At 70.8% G+C, this 18544-nt stretch carries 19 protein-coding genes and 1 pseudogene; 4 read left to right on the forward strand and 16 right to left on the reverse strand.

Annotated elements, in window-relative coordinates:
• Both ALA01S_RS26075 and ALA01S_RS26080 read right to left on the reverse strand, forming a co-directional pair.
• A partial coding sequence (locus ALA01S_RS26075; RefSeq protein WP_174548660.1) for an Hpt domain-containing protein occupies positions 1-485 on the reverse strand: 485 nt, incomplete at its 3' end.
• A gap of 25 nt (positions 486-510) precedes the next feature.
• Positions 511-873 (reverse strand): response regulator, encoded by a 363-nt coding sequence (locus ALA01S_RS26080; protein WP_066342224.1) that lies wholly within the window; start codon positions 871-873, stop codon positions 511-513.
• Between the two features lie 248 nt (positions 874-1121).
• Here ALA01S_RS26080 and ALA01S_RS26085 point away from each other — a divergent pair, with 248 nt between their 5' ends.
• Positions 1122-2240, forward strand: a complete 1119-nt coding sequence (locus tag ALA01S_RS26085) for a hybrid sensor histidine kinase/response regulator (RefSeq protein WP_066342225.1) — start codon at positions 1122-1124, stop codon at positions 2238-2240.
• Complete coding sequence (locus ALA01S_RS26090) at positions 2237-2872, forward strand: response regulator (protein ID WP_066342226.1); 636 nt, start codon at positions 2237-2239, stop codon at positions 2870-2872. The genes ALA01S_RS26085 and ALA01S_RS26090 overlap by 4 nt, the downstream gene beginning before the upstream one ends.
• Before the next feature lie 128 nt (positions 2873-3000).
• On the opposite strand, the gene ALA01S_RS26095 is transcribed toward ALA01S_RS26090, so the two are convergent.
• The 14 genes from ALA01S_RS26095 to fliF all read right to left on the reverse strand — a co-directional run bounded on the left by ALA01S_RS26095 (position 3001) and on the right by fliF (position 16604).
• On the reverse strand, positions 3001-4128 hold the full coding sequence (locus ALA01S_RS26095) for a trypsin-like serine peptidase (RefSeq protein WP_066342227.1): 1128 nt from the start codon (positions 4126-4128) through the stop codon (positions 3001-3003).
• 285 nt (positions 4129-4413) lie between these two features.
• Complete coding sequence (gene fliR / locus ALA01S_RS26100) at positions 4414-5175, reverse strand: flagellar biosynthetic protein FliR (protein ID WP_066342228.1); 762 nt, start codon at positions 5173-5175, stop codon at positions 4414-4416.
• 31 nt (positions 5176-5206) lie between these two features.
• Positions 5207-5476: a flagellar biosynthesis protein FliQ gene (gene fliQ, locus ALA01S_RS26105; RefSeq protein WP_066342229.1), complete on the reverse strand. Its 270-nt coding sequence runs from the start codon at positions 5474-5476 to the stop codon at positions 5207-5209.
• 37 nt (positions 5477-5513) lie between these two features.
• Positions 5514-6293 (reverse strand): flagellar type III secretion system pore protein FliP, encoded by a 780-nt coding sequence (gene fliP, locus ALA01S_RS26110; protein ID WP_066342230.1) that lies wholly within the window; start codon positions 6291-6293, stop codon positions 5514-5516.
• 20 nt (positions 6294-6313) lie between these two features.
• Positions 6314-6649, reverse strand: a complete 336-nt coding sequence (gene fliO, locus ALA01S_RS26115) for a flagellar biosynthetic protein FliO (RefSeq protein ID WP_066342231.1) — start codon at positions 6647-6649, stop codon at positions 6314-6316.
• Positions 6650-6803: 154 nt separating this feature from the next.
• The gene (gene fliN, locus ALA01S_RS26120; RefSeq protein ID WP_066342232.1) at positions 6804-7250 is read right to left on the reverse strand and encodes a flagellar motor switch protein FliN; all 447 of its coding nucleotides are present in this window, start codon (positions 7248-7250) and stop codon (positions 6804-6806) included.
• Positions 7240-8247 (reverse strand): flagellar motor switch protein FliM, encoded by a 1008-nt coding sequence (gene fliM, locus ALA01S_RS26125; protein WP_066342239.1) that lies wholly within the window; start codon positions 8245-8247, stop codon positions 7240-7242. Before fliM ends, fliN begins: the two co-directional genes overlap by 11 nt.
• 7 nt (positions 8248-8254) lie before the next feature.
• Positions 8255-8863 (reverse strand): flagellar basal body-associated FliL family protein, encoded by a 609-nt coding sequence (locus ALA01S_RS26130; protein WP_066342233.1) that lies wholly within the window; start codon positions 8861-8863, stop codon positions 8255-8257.
• Between the two features lie 333 nt (positions 8864-9196).
• The gene (locus ALA01S_RS26135; RefSeq protein ID WP_066342234.1) at positions 9197-10858 is read right to left on the reverse strand and encodes a flagellar hook-length control protein FliK; all 1662 of its coding nucleotides are present in this window, start codon (positions 10856-10858) and stop codon (positions 9197-9199) included.
• 11 nt (positions 10859-10869) lie between these two features.
• Positions 10870-11340, reverse strand: coding sequence for a flagellar export protein FliJ (gene fliJ, locus ALA01S_RS26140; protein ID WP_066342235.1), 471 nt, complete (start codon positions 11338-11340; stop codon positions 10870-10872).
• Positions 11341-11531: 191 nt separating this feature from the next.
• Positions 11532-12956 carry a flagellar protein export ATPase FliI gene (fliI, locus tag ALA01S_RS26145; protein WP_084267965.1) on the reverse strand — a complete coding sequence of 475 codons (1425 nt, stop codon included), beginning with the start codon at positions 12954-12956 and terminating at the stop codon, positions 11532-11534.
• Positions 12957-12985: 29 nt separating this feature from the next.
• Complete coding sequence (locus tag ALA01S_RS26150) at positions 12986-13882, reverse strand: FliH/SctL family protein (protein WP_066342236.1); 897 nt, start codon at positions 13880-13882, stop codon at positions 12986-12988.
• The gene (gene fliG, locus ALA01S_RS26155) at positions 13866-14867 is read right to left on the reverse strand and encodes a flagellar motor switch protein FliG (protein ID WP_066342237.1); all 1002 of its coding nucleotides are present in this window, start codon (positions 14865-14867) and stop codon (positions 13866-13868) included. Before fliG ends, ALA01S_RS26150 begins: the two co-directional genes overlap by 17 nt.
• 6 nt (positions 14868-14873) lie before the next feature.
• A complete protein-coding gene (gene fliF / locus ALA01S_RS26160) occupies positions 14874-16604 on the reverse strand; it encodes a flagellar basal-body MS-ring/collar protein FliF (protein WP_066342238.1) in 1731 nt (576 codons plus the stop codon).
• Positions 16605-16830: 226 nt separating this feature from the next.
• Here fliF and fliE point away from each other — a divergent pair, with 226 nt between their 5' ends.
• Positions 16831-17154, forward strand: a complete 324-nt coding sequence (gene fliE / locus ALA01S_RS26165) for a flagellar hook-basal body complex protein FliE (RefSeq protein WP_084267966.1) — start codon at positions 16831-16833, stop codon at positions 17152-17154.
• Positions 17155-17386: 232 nt separating this feature from the next.
• Positions 17387-18544, forward strand: a pseudogene (locus ALA01S_RS26170) (heme utilization protein); the annotation flags it as partial.

Consider the following 18544-nt stretch of genomic DNA (forward strand, 5'->3'; position numbering starts at 1 on the left):
GGCGGCGGGGGCGGCGCGGCCACCACGGCCGGGGCGGGCGCGGCAGCGCGCGGCGCCGCGGACTTGCCTTCGGCCAGCACGCGGATGCGCTGGCACAGATCGGCCGTCTCCACCGGGGCACCGGCGCCGCCGGCCTCGTGGCGGGCGAGCTGCGCGCGCAGCGCGTCGCCGGACTCCAGCAGCACGTCCACCATGGCGTGGTCGGGCGCCAGCTCGTGGCGGCGCAGCCGGTCCAGCAGCGTCTCCATCTGGTGGGTGAGCTCGGCCACGTCGTTGAAGCCGAACGTGGCGGCACCGCCCTTGACGGAGTGGGCGCAGCGGAAGATGGCGTTGAGCGCCTCGTCGTCTGCGGCCGCCAGGTCGATTTCCAGGAGCATCTGCTCCAGGCGCTCCAGGTTCTCCAGCGCTTCCTCGAAGAAGACCTGGTAGAACTGGCTCAGGTCTATGCCAACGGCACTGCTGTTGTCGGTCGACGGTTCAGCCATGGATGATTTCTCCTGAGCGCCGGGGTCAGCGGATGACCTTGCCGATCACCTCGATCAGCTTGGCCGGGTCGAAGGGCTTCACCATCCAGCCCGTGGCGCCGGCGGCGCGGCCCTCGCGCTTCATCTCGTCGCTGGATTCCGTGGTGAGGATGAGGATGGGCGTGCGGCCGAACTTGGGGTGCTGGCGCAGCTTGCGCGTGAGCGAGATGCCGTCCATGCGCGGCATGTTCTGGTCCGTGAGGACGAGGTCAAAGTCCTGGTTGTCGGCCTTGTCCCAGGCGTCCATTCCATCCACCGCCTCGACCACGTGGAACCCGGCGTTCTTCAGCGTGAAGGACACCATCTGGCGCATCGAGGTCGAGTCATCGACGGCGAGAATTGAAGGCATGCGTTATTTCTCCAGAGCTGGCTGGACGGTCTATCGGCGCGCGGCACCTCGACTTGAGGCGACGGCGGCTTGAGCTGCCGCAAACCTTGACGAACCTGCTCGGCGTGCGCATTAGTCACGCTGAGCGGCCGGCAGGGCATGCCCGGCAGCCTTCAATTCTTGGCGCACCCGCCCCGCGGCATTGCCCCGATCACTGGGCCCAAGCCGGCGCAATTCCGCGCTTCCAGGGCTTTGCGATACTCGCCCGCATGACATCCCGCCGCCTGCGCGTGCTCCACCTCGAAGACGCCGAGCTCGACCACGAGCTCGCGCTGGCCCATTTGCGCCGCGGCGGGCAGGCCGTGGACACGCTGCGCGTGGAAACCGAGCAGGCCTTCTGCGACGCGCTGAGCCCCGAGTGGGACGTGGTGCTGTCGGACTTCAACCTGCCCGGCGGCTTCACGGGGTTGCGGGCGCTGGACATCGTCAAGGCCAGCGGGCTGGTGCTGCCCTTCATCCTGATCTCCGGCGCCATCGGCGAGGACGTGGCCGTGGAGGCCATGCGCAACGGCGCCAGCGACTACCTGCTCAAGGCCAACCTGGCGCGGCTGGCGCCGGCGGTGGAAAACGCCATCCAGGCCGCCGAGATGCGCCGCGCCAAGCTGCGCGCCGACGAGCTGCTGGCGCAGTCGCAGCGCCAGTTGCGCGAGCTCGCGCAGCACCTGCAGACCAGCGTGGAGGCCGAGCGCGTGGCCATCGCCCGCGAGATCCACGACGACGTGGGCGGCTCCCTCACCGCGCTGCGCTTCGAGCTGGCCTGGCTGGAGCGGCGCAACGCCGACCCCGAGGCGCAGGCCCACCTCGAAAGCGCCCGCGAGACCCTCACCCACGCCATCGAGGCGAGCAAACGCATCATGCAGAACCTGCGCCCGGCCATCCTGGAGCAGGGCCTGGTGGCGGCGCTGCAGTGGATGACGCAGCGCTTTGCCCGCCGCACGGGGCTGGAGTGCGCCTTTCGCACCAGCCACGAGTCGCTGCAGTTGCCCGCCGGCGTGCCGCTGGTGGCCTACCGCACGGCGCAGGAAGCATTGACCAACATCCACAAGCACGCGCAGGCGCAGCACGTGGCGGTGGACCTCTCGCTGGGCGCGGGCGTGCTGTCGCTGGAGATCAGCGACGACGGCCGTGGCCTCAGCCGCGAAGACCTGGCCAAGGCGCAGAGCTTTGGCATACGCGGCCTGCACGAGCGGGCCGGCACGGTGGGCGGCTGGATGGACCTCAGCAGCCGCCCCGGTGGCGGCACCACGCTCATCCTCTCCATTCCACTGGCCGCCGAAGGCGGCGACGGCGCGGCGCCGGACGCCGCGGCCTGGGGAACGACAACATGATCAAGGTAATCCTCTGCGACGACCACGCGCTCATCCGGCGCGGCATACGCGACACGCTCTCCGACGCGCCCGATATCGAGGTGGTGGGCGAGGCCGCCGACTACGGCGAGCTGCGCGCGCTCATGCGCCACACCGGCTGCGACGTGCTGGTGCTCGACATCAACCTGCCCGGCCGCAGCGGCCTGGACGTGCTGCACGCCCTCAAGGACGAGGGCAGCCCGGTGCGCGTGCTCATCGTGAGCATGTACCCCGAGGACCAGTACGCCATCCGCGCCCTGCGCGCCGGCGCCTACGGCTACGTCAACAAGGGCGGCGATCCGCAGCAGATCGTGCAGGCCGTGCGCACCGTCGCCCAGGGACGCAAGAACGTCACGCCGGAGATCGCGCACATGCTCATCGAAAGCCTGACCACGCCCGCGGCCGAGCAGGCGCACGAAAAGCTCTCCGACCGCGAGCTGCAGACGCTGGTGATGATCGCGTCGGGCAAGCGCCTGTCCGACATCGCCGAGGAACTCATGCTCAGCCCGAAGACCGTGAGCGTCTACCGCGCCCGGGTGCTGGAGAAGCTGGGCCTGGCCAACAACTCCGAGCTCACCGTCTACGCCATACGCAACGGGCTGGTCGGCCAGTGAGCGCGGGCGCCTGGCAGGCCTGCCCATAGACAAACAGGCGCGCCAGGCAGGACAAAGGGCGGCCCCTGCGCGGGGCCGCCCTTTGCCGTTTTCCCCCTCCGTGATGTCGTGGCGTCCGCGCCGTGTGGTCAGCAGGCCCAGCCGTAGGCGCTGCAGGTCTGGTTGAACAGCGTGGCGAAGCTGCTGTTGAACTGCGCGCCGCCCTGGACCTGCGGGCCCGCCGAGGTGTAGCCCCAGGACACGACGCTGGTGGCGCGGTTGGCGGCGTTGTCCTGCGTGGCGGCGGACAGGCCCGCGTAGTCCTGGCGGAAGTTCAGGATGACGGGGCCGCCGCTGGAACCGCCGGTCATGTCCGAGCCCCACAGGCCGTTGTTGCTGCCGCCGTTGGTGGCCATGCTGTCCACGCGGTGCATCTGCGTGCCGCTGTCGAGGTTGGCCGGGTAGCCCAGCACCGTCACGTGGCGGCCGATCAAGGCCGGGTACTGGATGCCCAGGTAGCCGGTGTAGTCGCCGATGCGCCGGCCCGCGCCGTCGGGGTTGAAGACGATGAGCGCCCAATCGCCCACGTTGGGCACGTTGCCGCCGCCGGTGGACCAGGCCGTGGTGGTGCTCACGTACTGCCAGTTGCTCCAGGTGCCGAAGGGGCGCGTCTCCGTCAGGCCCACGCGGCTGTAGCCGGGGACGAAGGTGAAGCTGTTGTAGAAGCCCGCGTTGCCGCCGCTGCCGCGGTGCACGCAGTGGCCGGCGGTGAGCACCACGCCCGGGCGCACCACGGAGCCGGTGCAGATGTAGGAGTTGCCCGCGCTGTCGCGGAAGAAGAGCTTGCCCACGGCGCTGCTGGGGTAGACGCGGTCCTGCTGGCGCGGGTAGGTGCGGGTGGAGGTGAACTGGATGTTGCCCGTGCCCACGGCCTCGGGCACGGCTTCCGGCGCCGGCATGGCCGCCAGCGCCGCGGCGCTGATCTGGCGGCGCTGCTCCAGCACCGGCTCGGCCACGGCGGGGCGCTTGCCCGGCTTGTCGAAGGCCACGGCGCTGCCCTGCGCCTCGGCGGCGGCGGCGTTGAGGTCGAAGGCCGAGGCCGGCAGGAAGCGCACCTTGGGCATGGGCGACTTGGCCCCCACCAGCTCCGCATCGCTGAAGGACGAGGACTGCAGCGTGGGCGCCGCCTTGAGCGACACGGTCTGCGCCTGCGCCGCCTGGGCGGCGAAAGCGGCGATGGCGGCGGCGGTCAGGGCGGCGAAGGAAGCGTTGTTCATGGCGTGGCCTTTGGGCGGTGATTCGTGGTCTTGAGGGCGGTGGCTGCGTGTGTCCGGAACTTCTGTGCTGTGGGTTGTGTGCCGAACTGCCGTGAAGCTTAGGCAGCGGGCCGCTTCGGCGCGTCCCTCTGCGGGGCGGCAGCAGCGGGGGCGTGCCGGCGGGGGGAAGGGGGGAACGCCGCTTGCTCGGGCGCGGCCGGCGCAAAAAAAAGCGGCCCGCTCGGGGCCGCCTCGTTCAGGGCGAAACGTCGGTTCGGGACCGCGGCGGCGGCACCGCCGCCGCGCTCACTGGAAGCGCGAGAGCATGCGCTCCAGCGCCATCATGAAAGGCTGCTCCAGCAGCGGCAGCGTGGTGAGCATGCCGATGAGGCCCACGCCCAAGGTGACGGGAAAGCCCACCGAGAACACGTTCATCTGCGAGGCCACGCGCGAGATCACGCCCAGCACCAGGTTCACGAACAGCAGCATCACGATCAGCGGCAGCGCGATCCACAGGCCCAGCAGGAAGATCTCCGAGCCCCAGGTGTGGGGCGCGAGCTTCATCACGTCCTGAAAGGGCTGCGGGCTCACCGGAAACACCTCGAAGCTGCGCACCAGCGAGGCCAGCACCACCAGGTGGCCGTTGGTCACGATGAACACCCACGCCACCAGCGTGCCGAACATGCGCCCGGTGACCGTGCCCTGGCCGGAGGTGGAAGGGTCGAAGAAGCCCGCGAAGTTCAGCCCCATCTGCAGCCCCACCACCTCGCCGGCGAACTCCACCGCCGCGAACACGATGCGCACCGCAAAGCCCAGCGACACGCCCACCAGCAGCTGCTGCAGCACCAGCGCGAAGGCCACGGGCGAGTCCAGCGCCACCGGCGCAATGGGCGGCAGCACCGCCTGCGCCGCCACCGCCAGCAGCAGCGCCAGGCCCACGCGCACGCGCGCCATGACCATGCGCGTGCCCAGCACCGGCATGATCGACAGCAGCGCCAGCGCGCGCAGCAGCGGCCACAGCAGCGGCGTGATCCAGGCCAGCAGTTGCGCTTCGGTGAAGGTCAGCACGGCACGGCGGCGCCCGTCGGGTGCGGGCCGCTCAACCCACCGCGGTGGGAATGGCCTGCAGCGTGCGCTGCAGGAACTCCACCAGCGTCGTCATCATCCACGGGCCCGCGATGGCCAGCACCGCCACCGCGGCAACGATCTTGGGGACGAAGGAGAGCGTGGCCTCGTTGATCTGCGTGGCCGCCTGCAGCACGCTCACCACCACGCCCACGCCCAGGATGACCAGCAGCAGCGGCGCGCACACGATCAGCAGCGTGTAGAGGGCCTGCTGGCCCACGGTGAAGACTTGGGTTGCGTCCATGAGGGAAGGTCCAATCCGTTGCGTTGGAAGGCGGCGCCTATTGGGCGAAGGAGGCCGCCAGCGAGCCCAGCATGAGGTTCCAGCCGTCGGCCAGGACGAAGAGCATGAGCTTGAAGGGCAGCGCCACCAGCACGGGGCTGAGCATCATCATCCCCAGGCTCATGAGCACGCTGGCCACGACCATGTCGATGATCAGGAAGGGGATGAAGATCAGGAAGCCGATCTGGAAGGCGCTCTTGAGCTCGCTGGTGACGAAGGCCGGCACCAGCACCTTGAAGGGCAGTTGCTCGGCCGTGGTGCCGTCGGGGAGCTTGGCCATGCGGCTGAAGAGCTGCACGTCGCTCTGGCGGGTTTGCTTGAGCATGAAGCCGCGCAGCGGCACCTGGCCGCGGTCCAGCGCCTGCTCGAAGCTGATCTGCCCGGCGCTGTAGGGCTGCCAGGCCTGCTCGTAGATGCGGTCCAGCGTGGGCCCCATCACGAAGAAGGTCAGGAACAGGCTCAGCCCCACGATGACCTGGTTGGGCGGCGTGGACTGCGTGCCCATCGCCTGGCGCAGCAGGCCCAGCACGATCACGATGCGGGTGAAGCCCGTCATCATCAGCAGCACCGCGGGCAGGAAGCTCAGCGAGGTGAAGAACAGCAGCGTCTGGATGGGCACCGAATAGCTGGCCCCGCCCGCGCCCTGGCCGATGAGCAGCGGCAGCGTGCCGGGCGCGCCCTGCTGCTGCGCCAGCGCCGGCAGCGCCGCGCCGGCCAGCAGCGCGAGGGCCGCGGCGGCCGGCGCGAGGCGGCGCCGGCTGGAGAAGAAGGCTTTCATGCTCGCAAGACTCGGGCAGTTCAGTCGCGCTGGCCGCGCATCTGGCGCAGCGCTTGGGCAAAGGAGGGCGCGGACGGCGCCGCCGTGGGCGCGTCGGCCTGCGGGGCCATGGTGTGCAGCGTGCTGATCTGCTGCGGCGTCACGCCCAGCACCAGCCAGCGCCGCTCGTCGCCGCTGCCCACCTCCACCGTCACCAGGCGCTGGTTGGGCGACAGCGGCAGCACGGCCACGGTGCGCATCACGCCTGCCGCGCCCGCGCCCTGCGCCAGCGGCGTGCGCTTGAGCAGCCACAGCGCCACGGGAATGAGCGCCAGCACGGCCAGGAACCACAGCAGCGACAGCCAGGTGGTGTTCATGGAAACGGGGCTTTCATGAATGCGGCCCCCGCCAGTGCCCGGCGGGGAGCGGGCCGTCCTGGCGGACGCGGGTGGTGTTCGGGCAGGCAGGGCGGGAGCCGTGCGGCCGAAGGCGGCGCGGCGGCGGTACGCCGCGGCCCAAATCCCAGGGATTTCAGGTGCGGCTGAGCCGGCGCACGCGCTCGCTGGGCGTGACGATGTCGGTGAGGCGGATGCCGAACTTGTCGTTGACCACCACCACCTCGCCCTGGGCGATGAGGTAGCCGTTGACCAGCACGTCCATGGGCTCGCCGGCCATGGCTTCGAGCTCCACCACCGAGCCCTGGGCGAGCTGCAGGATGTGCTTGATCGGGATCCTCGTGCGGCCCAGCTCCACCGTGAGCTGCACGGGGATGTCCAGGATCATGTTGATGTCGTTGATCCCGGACGGGTTCTGCGCCTCCGACGCGCCGAAGTCGGTGAAGGCCGCGGCCTTGACCGACTGCAGCGGCGACGCCTCTTCTTCGGGCACGGCGGCCGTGTCGGAGCGGGCTTCGGCCAGTGCGGCCTCCCACTCGGCGGCCATGCGGTCCTCTTCGGACATGGTTTCGTCAACTGCCATGATGCTGCTCTCCGATCCAGCTCAGCTGCGAGCTGGAAATCAGTCTTTCGACCTTGATGGCGTACTTGCCGTTGCGCGTGCCGCACTGCGCTTCGAGCACCGGCACGCCGTCCACCTTGGCGGTGAGCGTCGGCGTGCGGTCCAGCTCTATGAAGTCGCCCGCCTTGAGCGACAGCAGCTGCTCGACGGTGGCCGGCGCATGCGCGAGCTCCGCCACCAGCTCCACCTCCGCGGCCTGAAGCTGCGTCTTGAGCAGGTTGACCCAGCGCCTGTCGGGCTCGGTGGAGTCGCCCTGCACCGACGAGTACAGCACGTCGCGAATGGGCTCCAGCGTGGAGTACGGAATGCAAAAGTGCACCGACCCCGCCGTGGTGCCGATTTCCATGGTGAAGCTCGTGGCCACCACGATTTCACTGGGCGTGGCGATGTTGGCGAACTGCGGCTGCATCTCCGAGCGCTGGTACTCCAGCTCCAGCGGGTAGATGCCCGCCCACGCCTTCTTGTACTCGCCGATGATCACCTCCAGCAGCCGCGTGATCACGCGCTGCTCGGTGGCGCTGAAGTCGCGGCCTTCGATGCGGGTGTGAAAGCGCCCGCTGCCGCCGAAGAGCGCATCGATCACCGCGAACACCAGGTTGGGCTCGCACACGATCAGCCCCGAGCCGCGCAGCGGCCGCACCGACACGATGTTGATGTTGGTGGGCACCACGATCTCGCGCAGGAAGGCGCTGTACTTCTGCACCTTGATGCCGCCGATGGCCACCTCGGGGCTCTTGCGTATGAAATTGAAGAGGCCCACGCGCACGTTGCGCGCAAAGCGCTCGTTGATGATTTCCATCGTGGGCATGCGCCCACGAACGATGCGTTCCTGGCTGGCGATGTCGTAGGTGCGGACCGCACCGGTAGGAGTTTCCTCCTGCTCCAGCTTCTGGCTTTCGCCGGTGATGCCCTGGAGCAGTGCATCGACCTCGTCCTGCGACAGGAACTGCTGGTTCATCATGGCCTTACTGCACGATGAAGTTGGAAAAGTGCACGGACTTGATGGGCAGTGCCGTGGGCGCCGACTTGCGCTGCTTGCGCGGCCTGGCGGCGTTGGACGCGGCCGGGGCCTGGCCCTCGTCCATCAGGTCCTCGGCGGCGACGTCGTAGCCCAGCGGGCGCAGCGCCTGCGCGCGTATCTCGGCGGCCAGCCGCCGCTTGCCCGCCTCGTCGCGCACGGCCTCGGCCGTCTTGCTCGACAGCAGCATCAGGATGTTGTTTCGAATCGCGGGCATGTAGGCCTTGACTTGTTCGAGCACCTTGGCGTCCTCCACTTCCAGCGTCACGCCCACCTGCGCGAAGCGGTCGGTGTCACGGTCGGCGAGGTTGACGGTGAAGACATCCATCGGCATGAAGGTCGGTGCCGTCTTGGGGTCGAAGGTGCCGGGCTGCACCGCCTTGGCCGGGTGCGCGTCATGCACTTCCACCTCGTCGTCGTCTTCGGCGTGCGCGGACTTGGTGGCAACGTAAGCCACGCCGCCGCCCAAGAGCAGCAACACCACCACCGCGATGAGGATGATCTTGATGCGGCCCTTCTTCAGCGAAGCTCCCAGGGCGGCGACGGCAGCGGACATTCAGGCTCCAATGGACGAACGGATGCCAAGCGGGCAGGGCCGTTCAGCATGTATGGGCCGGATTATTCGGCCCGCGGCCTCGCCGCGAAGGCGGAAATAGCAGGACAAAACGACAGCTTAACCACCCCCGCGGCAGGCGGCCGGCCCGGCGCGGGCGGCCGTGGCGTCCAGGCGTCAGGAAGTCTCACGCGGCCACGCCGCGACGCCGCCCGCCGCGAGGCGGGTCTTGCGGGGCCGGCGCCCACCGGTTGCGCCAGGCGCGCCGGGTGCCGGCGCGGACTTCAGGCGCGAACCTCAGGCGCGAACCTCAGGCGCGGGCTTCAGGCGCGGGCTTCAGGCGTAAAGGTCCACCGTGCTGCGGCCGCGCCCGGCGGCCGGCGCCGCAGGGCCGGCCGGGGTGGCCGCGACGTCGCCGCGGCCCGCGCCCACGCCGGCGGGCGCATTGGGCGAGCGCCGGCCACCCGGTTCCTCGCCGCTGGCGCCGCTGCCGCCGCCGGCCTGGCGTTCGGAGACGCCGCCGCCCGTGAGCGTGAAGCCGCTTTCGCGCAGCGCCGCGGCCAGCGAAGGCATGCTGTCCTGCAAGGCCGCGCGCGTGTCGGCCAGGTCGGCGCCGAATTCCACGCGCGCCTGCATGCCCTCCAGCGCGATGCGCACGGACACCGGCCCCATGTCGGGCGGGTTGAGCTCCAGTTGCGCCTCGCTCACGCCCTCGCTCACCAGCATGCGCATCTGCGCGCCCAGCGCCGGCGCGAAGCCGCGCGACTGCACGGCCGCCGCCACGTAGGCGTGGAAGGGCGACGTGGCCGTGCCCGGCGGCGGCGCGGCGGGCGCGGCTCCCGGCTGCGTCGGCACCGGCGCCGTGGCGGCCGAGGCCATCAGCGTGGAGGCCAGGGTCGAATCCTGTGGGGCCGCGGTGGGGTCGGGCCCGTTGGCCTGCGTGGGCTGGCCTGCGGTGCCCGGCATGCCCGGCGTTGCCGTCGCGGGCAGCTCGTTGGCACCCGCCACGGTCTCCGGGCGGCTGTCGCGCGCTTGGGCGCCGGCGGTGCGCGCCTCGTTGCCCGCCGCGGCGCGCGAACCGCGCTCGGCGGCCACGGCACGGCCGGAAACGCCGTCCACCGCCGGGCGTCCCGAGGCCGGGCGCGCTGCGGACAGCGGGCGCTCAGGGGCCGGCGTCACGCCGGTGGCCGCTGCCGCCAGGGGTGATGCCGCGGCCTGGCCGGTGGCCGGCATTTCGGAGAGCGTGGCGTTTGGCGGCTGCGCCTGCCCGGACGCGGCCTGTGCACGCCCGTCCCGCGCGCCGGCCGCCTTTGCGGCGAGGGCTGCGGCCGTGGGGGCTGGGGCGTCGAGGGCTTCGGGACCCACGGGGCCTGCGGGTACGGCCGGGCCCGCGGACGTCCTTCGGCCGGACGCCACTGGCGCCGTGGAACCCGCCGGCGTGCCCGCAACCAAGGGCGCCGCGGAGGCCGATGGAGCGGCTGAGCCCAGCGGCGCAGCGGAAGCGGCAGGCTGCGCCGTGCCGGACGGGGCGGCGGAAGTGCCCCTGGCGGGCAGGTGGCGGCGTGCGCCTGCGGCCGTGCGGGCATCGGCGCGGCCGCCGCCGTCCACGGCTGCCTCTATGCCGGCGTCGTCCTGCGAGGCGCTGGTGGTGGCGCTGCCGGCCGTTGGTGTCGGGGTGCCGCCCTGGTGGCCCATTTGCGCCAGCAGCGACGACAGGTCCAGCGCGTTGGGCGTGGCGTCCGCCCCGCCGTTGGCGGGTGTGGCGGGCGCCTCGGCGGGGGGCAGGGCCAGCGGGCCGGAGGAGGTTTCCTCGTCCGTGCGCGCGTGCCGGGCGGGCGGGCCGTCCGAGGCGGCCGTGTCGTCCGCGGCCTGGGCTGCGGACTGCAGCGCCTGCCGGAAGCCGGCCGGGCCGTAGGCGGGGTTCAGGCCGCGTGCCATGGCCGGCGTGGCGGGCGAGGCCGCGCGGCCGGCGGCCGGGGCGGTGGATAAGGTGTTCATCAGGGTACTGCTCATGGGGCGGCGCCGCCCGGGTGGTTCCAGCCACTGCTGGTGGCCAGTCGCGCCGCCGCCTCGTCGTTGCGCTTCTGGTCGCGTTTGTTCTCTGCGGCGCGGGCCTGGGCCAGCCGCCGCTCGATCAGCTTGCCCACCGCCGCCACGCGCAGCTCCTGCGCCTGCAGCGCCTGGCGGGCGCGCTCGCACTGCGTGCTGGCCAGTGACTGGGCCTGCTGCTGCTGGTCCACGGCCTGGTGCAGCCGCTCGCCGAAGCTCTGGTAGCACTGCAGCAGCGCCGCGCCCGTGGCCGCGCTGCTGAACTGCGTGGTCCAGCGCTGCTGGTACTCGCCGCGGTAGTGGTCGAGCTGCTGGGCCTGCGTCTGTACCTGCAGCAGCCGGGCCTGGGCCTGGCGCATCTGCGCCAGCAGCTCGTCGCGCTGGCGCTGCTCGTGCTCCAGCAGGGTGTACAGCGAGCGCAGCTCACTCATGGCGGACCTCGGCGGCGCGCGGGCTGTGGCCGGCGGTGGGGAAAGGGAACATCTCCCCGCAGTTTCGGTCGCCGGGGACGGCAGTTAAGCGCGGAAAAGGCGTTGGAGAAGGGCCCATTCGCTGCGAGTGGCCCGCCGCAGGGCCCGCAATGGCCGTGCCGCCCTGCCGCCAGGACGCCCCAGTCCCGGCCTCAACCCGCCACCGTCGCCGCCAGTTGCCGCTTGCACAAATCCAGCGGCGCGTGCTCGTGCATGCCCTGCTGCAGCAGCGTCATGAGCTTGGGGTGCAGGCGAACCGCGAGGTCCAGCTCCGCGTCGTGGCCGGGCGTGTAGGCGCCCAGCGCGATGAGGTCGCGCGCCCGCGTGTAGCGCGCCAGCATCTGCCGCGCGCGCCGCGCGGCGTCGATGTGCGGCTTCTCCGCCACGCTGGTCATCACGCGGGAAATGGACTTCTCCACGTCGATGGCCGGGTAGTGGCCGCTCTCGGCCAGCTCGCGCGAGAGCACGATGTGGCCGTCCAGGATGCCGCGTGCCGCGTCGGCGATCGGGTCCTGCTGGTCGTCGCCTTCGGACAGCACCGTGTAGAAGGCCGTGATCGAGCCGCCGCCCTTGACCCCGTTGCCGCTCCTCTCCACCAGTTGCGGCAGCTTGGAAAAGCAGCTCGGCGGGTAGCCCTTGGTGGCCGGCGGCTCGCCGATGGCCAGCGCGATCTCGCGCTGCGCCTGCGCGTAGCGGGTGAGGCTGTCCATGAGCAGCAGCACGTCCAGGCCCTGGTCGCGGAAGTGCTCGGCGATGGCCGTGGAGTAGGTCGCGCCCTGCATGCGCACCAGCGGCGGCGCGTCCGCGGGCGCGGCCACCACCACCGAGCGGCGCAGACCCTCCTCGCCCAGGATGTCCTCTATGAATTCCTTCACTTCGCGGCCGCGCTCGCCGATGAGGCCCACCACGATCACGTCGGCCTCGGTGTAGCGGGCCATCATCCCCAGCAGCACCGACTTGCCCACGCCCGTGCCGGCGAACAGGCCCAGCCGCTGGCCGCGGCCCACGGTGAGCATGGAGTTGATGGCGCGCACGCCCGTGTCCAGCGGCTGGCGCACGGGGTCGCGGTCCATGGCGTTGATGGGGCGGCGCGCCAGCGGCGCCAGCGCGGTGGCGGTGATGGGGCCGGCGCGGTCCAGCGGCTCGCCATGCGGGTCCACCACGCGCCCAAGCAGCCCGGCGCCCACGGGCAGCAGCAGCCCGCGGTCCTCGCTGCGGCGCCAGGGGTGCACTTCCGTTCCGAATTGCGGCGCGGACACCGGCGCGGGCCGCGGCAGCACGCGCGCGCCGCTGGCCAGGCCGTGGATCTCGCCCGTGGGCATGAGAAAGGCGCGATCGCCGTTGAAGCCCACCACCTCGGCCTGCACCGGCGAGTCCTTCCCCATGCGCACCTCGCAGGCCGCGCCCACGGGCAGCCGCAGGCCTGCGGCCTCCAGCACCAGGCCGGTCACGCGCATGAGCGTGCCTTCGGCCGGCAGCGGCTGGGGCTGGTCGGCGAAGTCCGGCAGCCGCGACAGGAACTTGTCCCAGCGCTGCTGGCGCCGCGCCTGGGCGGCTTCTATGAATTCGCGGCTCATCTGCGGCTCATCTGCGGCTCACCTGTGGCTCAGCGCGGGAAGCTGCCCGGATCGGGCAGGTCGTCCAGGTCGGGCATGGGCGGCGGCGGCGGTGCGTCGTCGGCGCCCAGGTCCAGCTCGAACGACGGCTCCGGCGGCAGCGCCGGCGCCGCAGCCGCTGCCCGCTGGGGTGCCGCGGCCGGTGGCGCAGCGGGCGCCTCTTCCCAGGGCAGAGGCGCGCCCAGCAGCTTCGCGGCCTGCGCCCAGCGCTGCTCGATGCGCGCGTCCACGCGGCCCAGCTCCGACTCCACCACGCAGCCCCCGCGCGCCACGGCCGCGCTGGCCAGGACGCGCGCGCCGCGCGCCTCCAGTTGCAGCGCCGCGGCGCCGGCGGCCAGCAGCGGCTCATCCTCGGGGTTCACGGTCACGCGCATCTGGCGCGCGCCCGCCAGCATGGCGCCCACGGCCTCCAGCGCCACGGACTCCACCACTTCCGGCCGCGTGCTCAGCTCGGTGCGCAGCACCGCGCGCGCCAGCCGCGTGGCCGACTCGGCCACCGCCCGCGCCATGGGCTCCTCCAGCGCGTCGAGCTGCGCCTCCATGGACTCCAGCAGCGAGGCCACCTGCGCCGCCATCTGCGCGGTGTGGTGCTGCTTGAAGCTCTCCAGCGCCGCCAGGCCGTCGCGGTAACCCTCCTCGTAGCCCTGGCGCTGGCCTTCCGCATGGCCTTCCTCGCGCCCGGCCAGCCGCGCCGCGTGCAGCAGCAGCGCGTGCTCGGCCGCGGGGATGTCCGGCGGCGGGGTAGGGGCCGGAGGCGCCTTGACGGGCTTGGGCGGCTCGAAGCTGTCGGGCATCCACGCCTTGAAGCTCTGCAGCTCCTCGCGCGGGATGAAGCGCGCGTACAGGCTGCCGCTCGCGCGCGCGGGACGGTCAGACGAACTGGTCATCGCCGCCGCCGCCCAGCACTATGGTGCCCTCGTCGGCCAGGCGCCGCACGATCTTGAGCATCTCCTTCTGCTGGGCCTCGACCTCGGACAGCCGCACCGGGCCGCGCGCATCCAGCTCTTCCCGCAGCATCTCGGCGGCGCGGCTGGACATGTTCTTGAAGATCTTGTCGCGCAGCTCCGGCGAGGAGCCCTTGAGCGCCACCACCAGCTCGCTGGACTGCACTTCCTTGAGCAGCGCCTGCATGCCGCGGTCGTCCACCTTGACCAGGTCGTCGAAGGTGAACATGTTGTCCATGATCTTCTGCGCCAGGTCGGTGTCGGCCTCGCGGATGTAGTCCAGCACCGCCGTCTCGGCCGAGCCGCCGAGCATGTTGATGATCTCGGCCGCGGCCTTGACGCCGCCCAGGCTGGCCTTGCGCGTGGTGCGGTCGCCGCCGCCGGCCAGCACGCGGCCCATCACGTCGTTGAGGTCCTTGAGCGCGCTGGGCTGGATGCCGTCCAGCGTGGCGATGCGCACCAGCACCTCGTTGCGCTGGCGGTCGGGGAAGCACTTGAGCACGCCGCTGGCCTGGTCGTAGTCCAGGTGCACCAGGATGGCCGCCACGATCTGCGGGTGCTCGTTGCGCAGCAGCTCGGCCACCGAGGGCGCGTCCATCCACTTCAGGCTCTCGATGCCGGTGATGTCGCTGGCCTGCATGATGCGGTCGATCAGCAGGTTGGCCTTGTCGTCGCCCAGCGCCTTGCGCAGCACGTTCTTCACGTACTCGTCGGTATCGGGCAGCAGCAGGCTTTGCTGGTTGGCCTCGTCGGCAAAGCGGCGCAGCACCTCCTGCAGCCGGTCGCGCGAGACGGGCTTCATGCGCGTGAGCGTCTCGCCCAGGCGCTGAACCTCCTTGGGTCCCAGGTGCTTGAACACCTCGGCCGCCTCTTCCTCGCCCAGCGTCATGAGCATGATGGCGGCGTTCTCCAGGCCTTCTTCGTCCATGGCGGGTCAAGCTTCCTTCTTGTTGAACCAGCCGCGCAGGATCTCGGCCACCACGGCGGGCTTTTCCTTGGCCAGCGCGCGCAACTGCTCCAGCGTCTGCACGTCGGCGCTGTCGTTGATGAGCATCGGCGCGGCGATCCTGACCCCCGCGGTCGAGGCCAGGGCGTCCTCCTGCGAGGGATCGGGCAGGGCCTCCTGGTCGTCCACCAGCGCGTCGAGCTGCGTGCCCGGCGGCGGAACCGGCGGCTCCTCGGCCTTGGGCTGGCGCAGCGCCGGGCGCACCACGCCCAGCAGCAGCATCAGCGCCACCAGCGTCAGCGCCAAGGGCATGCCGCCGGTGCGCAGCAGCTCCATCACCCAGGGCTGGCGCCACAGCGGCAGCTCCTCGGTCTTGTCGGCCGCGGGCGCCTGGAACGGGGCGCTGACCACGCGCACCGAGTCGCCGCGCTCCTTGCTGAAGCCGATGCTCTCCTGCACCAGCGAGGTGAGCTTGTCGAGCTCCTCGTCGCTGATGGGCACGGGCGTGACCTTGCCCTTGGGGTCGGTGGTGCTGCGCTGGTTGAGCACCACCGCCGCCGTGAGCCGCTTGATGACGCCGGTGGCGTTGCGCGTGACGCGCACCGTCTTGTCCACCTCGTAGTTGATGACGTTCTCGCGCCGTCCGCCCGCGCCCAGCGCGCCGCTGCCGGAGTTGGGCTGCGTGGGTTGCAGCGGCGCGGAGGCGCCGTTGACGGGCGCCGCCGGCGCGACGGGCGGCTGGTTGCTCACCGCGCCGGGAATGCCCGACGGCACGGCCGAGTTGGGGTTGGGCCCGGCCTCGATGCTGTGCTGGCTGCGCACGGCCGCGGGCTCGGCGCCCTGGTTGGGACGGAAGGACTCGGCGGTGGACTCGGTCTGCGAGAAGTCGATCTCCGCCGTCACCGAGGCGCGCAGGTTGTCCCGCCCGGCCACGGGCTCCAGGATGTCCATCACCCGCTGCTGCAGCCCGCGCTCGACCTGCTGCACGTAGGCCAGCTGCTGCGCGTCCAGGTTGCCCTGCTGGGCGGAGGCGCCCTCGGGGCCGGAGAGCAGCGCGCCGCTCTGGTCCAGGATGCTCACCGCCTTGGGGTTCATCTCCGGCACCGACGAGGACACCAGGTGCACGATGCCCGCGAGCTGCGTGCGGTCCAGGCTGCGGCCTCCGCGCAGCGTCAGCAGCACCGAGGCGCTGGGCTTTTGCTGCTCGCGGAAGAAGCCGGTCTGCTGCGGAATGGCCAGGTGCACGCGGGCGCTCTCCACCGCGTCCAGCGACATGATGGAGCGCGTGAGCTCGCCTTCGAGGCCGCGCTGGTAGGTCGTGCGTTCCTGGAACTGCGTCTGGCCGAAGCGGGCGTTGTCCATCAGCTCGAAGCCGACGATGCCCCCTTTGGGCAGCCCGGCCGAAGCGAGCTTCAAGCGCGCCTCGTGCACTTTTTCGGCCGGCACCAGCAGCGTGCCGCCCTCGCCGTGGCGGTAGGGCACGTTCATCTGCTGCAGCGCCGCCAGCACGGCGCCGCCGTCCTTGTCGGTCATGCCGGTGAACAGCACCCGGTAGTCCGGCTCGCGGCCCCACAGCATCAGCGCCACCAGCACGGCCAGCAGCCCGGCCACGCCCGCGCCTAGCATCATCTTGTTGCGGGGGGGCAACGCTGCCAGGCGCGCGAAGCGGCCGACCGGGGCCGGCGGCTGCGGAGTGACGGGGGAAAGAGCTTGGTCCATGGCGGCGCAACGGGTACAGCGCGGGCGAGCGTCGGAAAGGTCGCCATTTTTGGCCCTCAAGCTTGGGCGCCATCGGCCGATGAAGCCGGCAAAGCCCGCCCACTTCGCGCCACCGGCGCCGCGGCCGCACTTCTAGAGTCGCGTCCATCCTGGGAGGGGTGTACCCATGGCCGTGCGGCCTGGATTCTCCTTGTCCAGGACAGGACCGTACCCGTTAGTGCCCGCCATGGAACTGAAGCTCAAACCTTTCGATTTCGCCCAAGCCGCCGCCCGCGCCGGGCTGCAGACCGACGGCCAGCCGCTGCGCAACACCCAGCAAGTGCAGCCCGGCGGCTTCGCCGCGGCCATGTCGGACGCGCTCAAGTCCGTGAGCGCCACGCAAAACGAGGCCACGCGGCTGCAGCAGGAAGTCCAGCTCGACAACCCCAGCGTCAGCATCGAACAGACCATGGTCGCGATGCAGAAGGCCCAGATCGGTTTTCAGGCCACGCTCACCGTGCGAAACCGCCTCGTGCAGGCGTACACGGACATCATGAGCATGCAGGTTTGAGCCCCGTCAAACCGCCAAAAAGTTTGCGCTTCGCGCTCTTGCTGTCCTCAAGTTCTCCGGACCCAGGCCGATAGCACGTAACAGAACGTCCCCACAACTAGTGGGGCGTACGGCACTACCACTCCCCAGAGTGCGTGTTGCTTGTCTTGACCCATCACATCCCTTTCCAGGGGCGCGCTTGCGACTCGGCTTGAGGCTGGTCCGGTAGCGATTGACTTTTTGAGGAACGCATATGCCCACCAACATTGCAGCGTTGACTCCGGCCCAGATCGCCCAACTGTCCACGGCAACCATTGCCGGACTGACGGCGACGGAATGGGGTCAGTTCACTTCGGACAAGATTGCTGCCCTGACCGAGGCACAAGTGGCAGCCATCAGCGCCGCCGGAGCTGCATCGTTGAAAGCGGCCCAACTGGCTGCCTTTGAAGCTGAGGACGTCAGCCGGCTGTCCACGGCAGCGCTGGCTGCGGTCGGCACGGCCCAGATCAATGCATTCACTGATGTTCAGTGGGCGTCGCTCACCACCCGCCAGGTGGGTGCGCTGACGTCGGCGCAACTTGCTGCGCTGAGCACTAGCGACCTCAATGCGCTGAGCGCATCGCAGTTTGCGGTGCTGAGCTCGGCACAAGCCGCCGGCCTGACCGCCACGCAAATTTCCCGGCTCGCAGCGGAAGACGTTGCGGCCTTGTCCGTTGCCGTGATGCGCTCGCTGAGCACGGCTCAGGCGGCTGCACTCACCGGCGACCATATCGCACAGTTGAGCGCGGCACAGGTCGCCGCGCTGAGCGGCGCTCAGTTGTCGACGTTCAGCTCGGCGGAGATGGCCGTGCTGAGCAACGTGCAGGTGCAGGCGATGACCACGGCGGCCATCGCTGGCCTGGGGTCGGTCCAGCTCAATGCGCTCAACGCCGACCAGATCGCGGCGCTGAAGACTTCGCAGATCGCCGCGCTGAGCACGGCGCAACTGTCCCGGCTTTCCAGCGACGACCTCAATGCGCTGACCACGGCGCAGTTCGCCGCGCTGAGCACCGCGCAGATCAAGGGGCTGAGCGCGGCCCAGCTCTCCAAGCTGGAAGCCGAAGATTTGGCCGTGCTGTCCACGGCGAGCATCAAGTCGCTGAGCTCGGCACAGGTGGGTGCCCTCACCAGCGACCAGATCATGGGGATGCGCACCGCGCAGATCGCTGCGCTGGACAGCGCCCAACTGGCGTCCTTCAGCACGGCCGAGCTTTCTACGCTGTCGGTGGCGCAAGTGATGGCCCTGAGCAGCACGGCGCTGGCCGGCCTGAGCTCGGCGCAGCTCGGCGCATTCACCGCCGACCAGTTCGCCGCGATGAAGACGTCGCAGATCGCGGCGCTAAGCACGGCACAGCTGTCGCGGCTCACCAGT

Origin of the sequence: Azohydromonas lata NBRC 102462, from assembly GCF_001571085.1 — a bacterium.
Classification (GTDB): Bacteria; Pseudomonadota; Gammaproteobacteria; order Burkholderiales; family Burkholderiaceae_C; genus Azohydromonas; species Azohydromonas lata.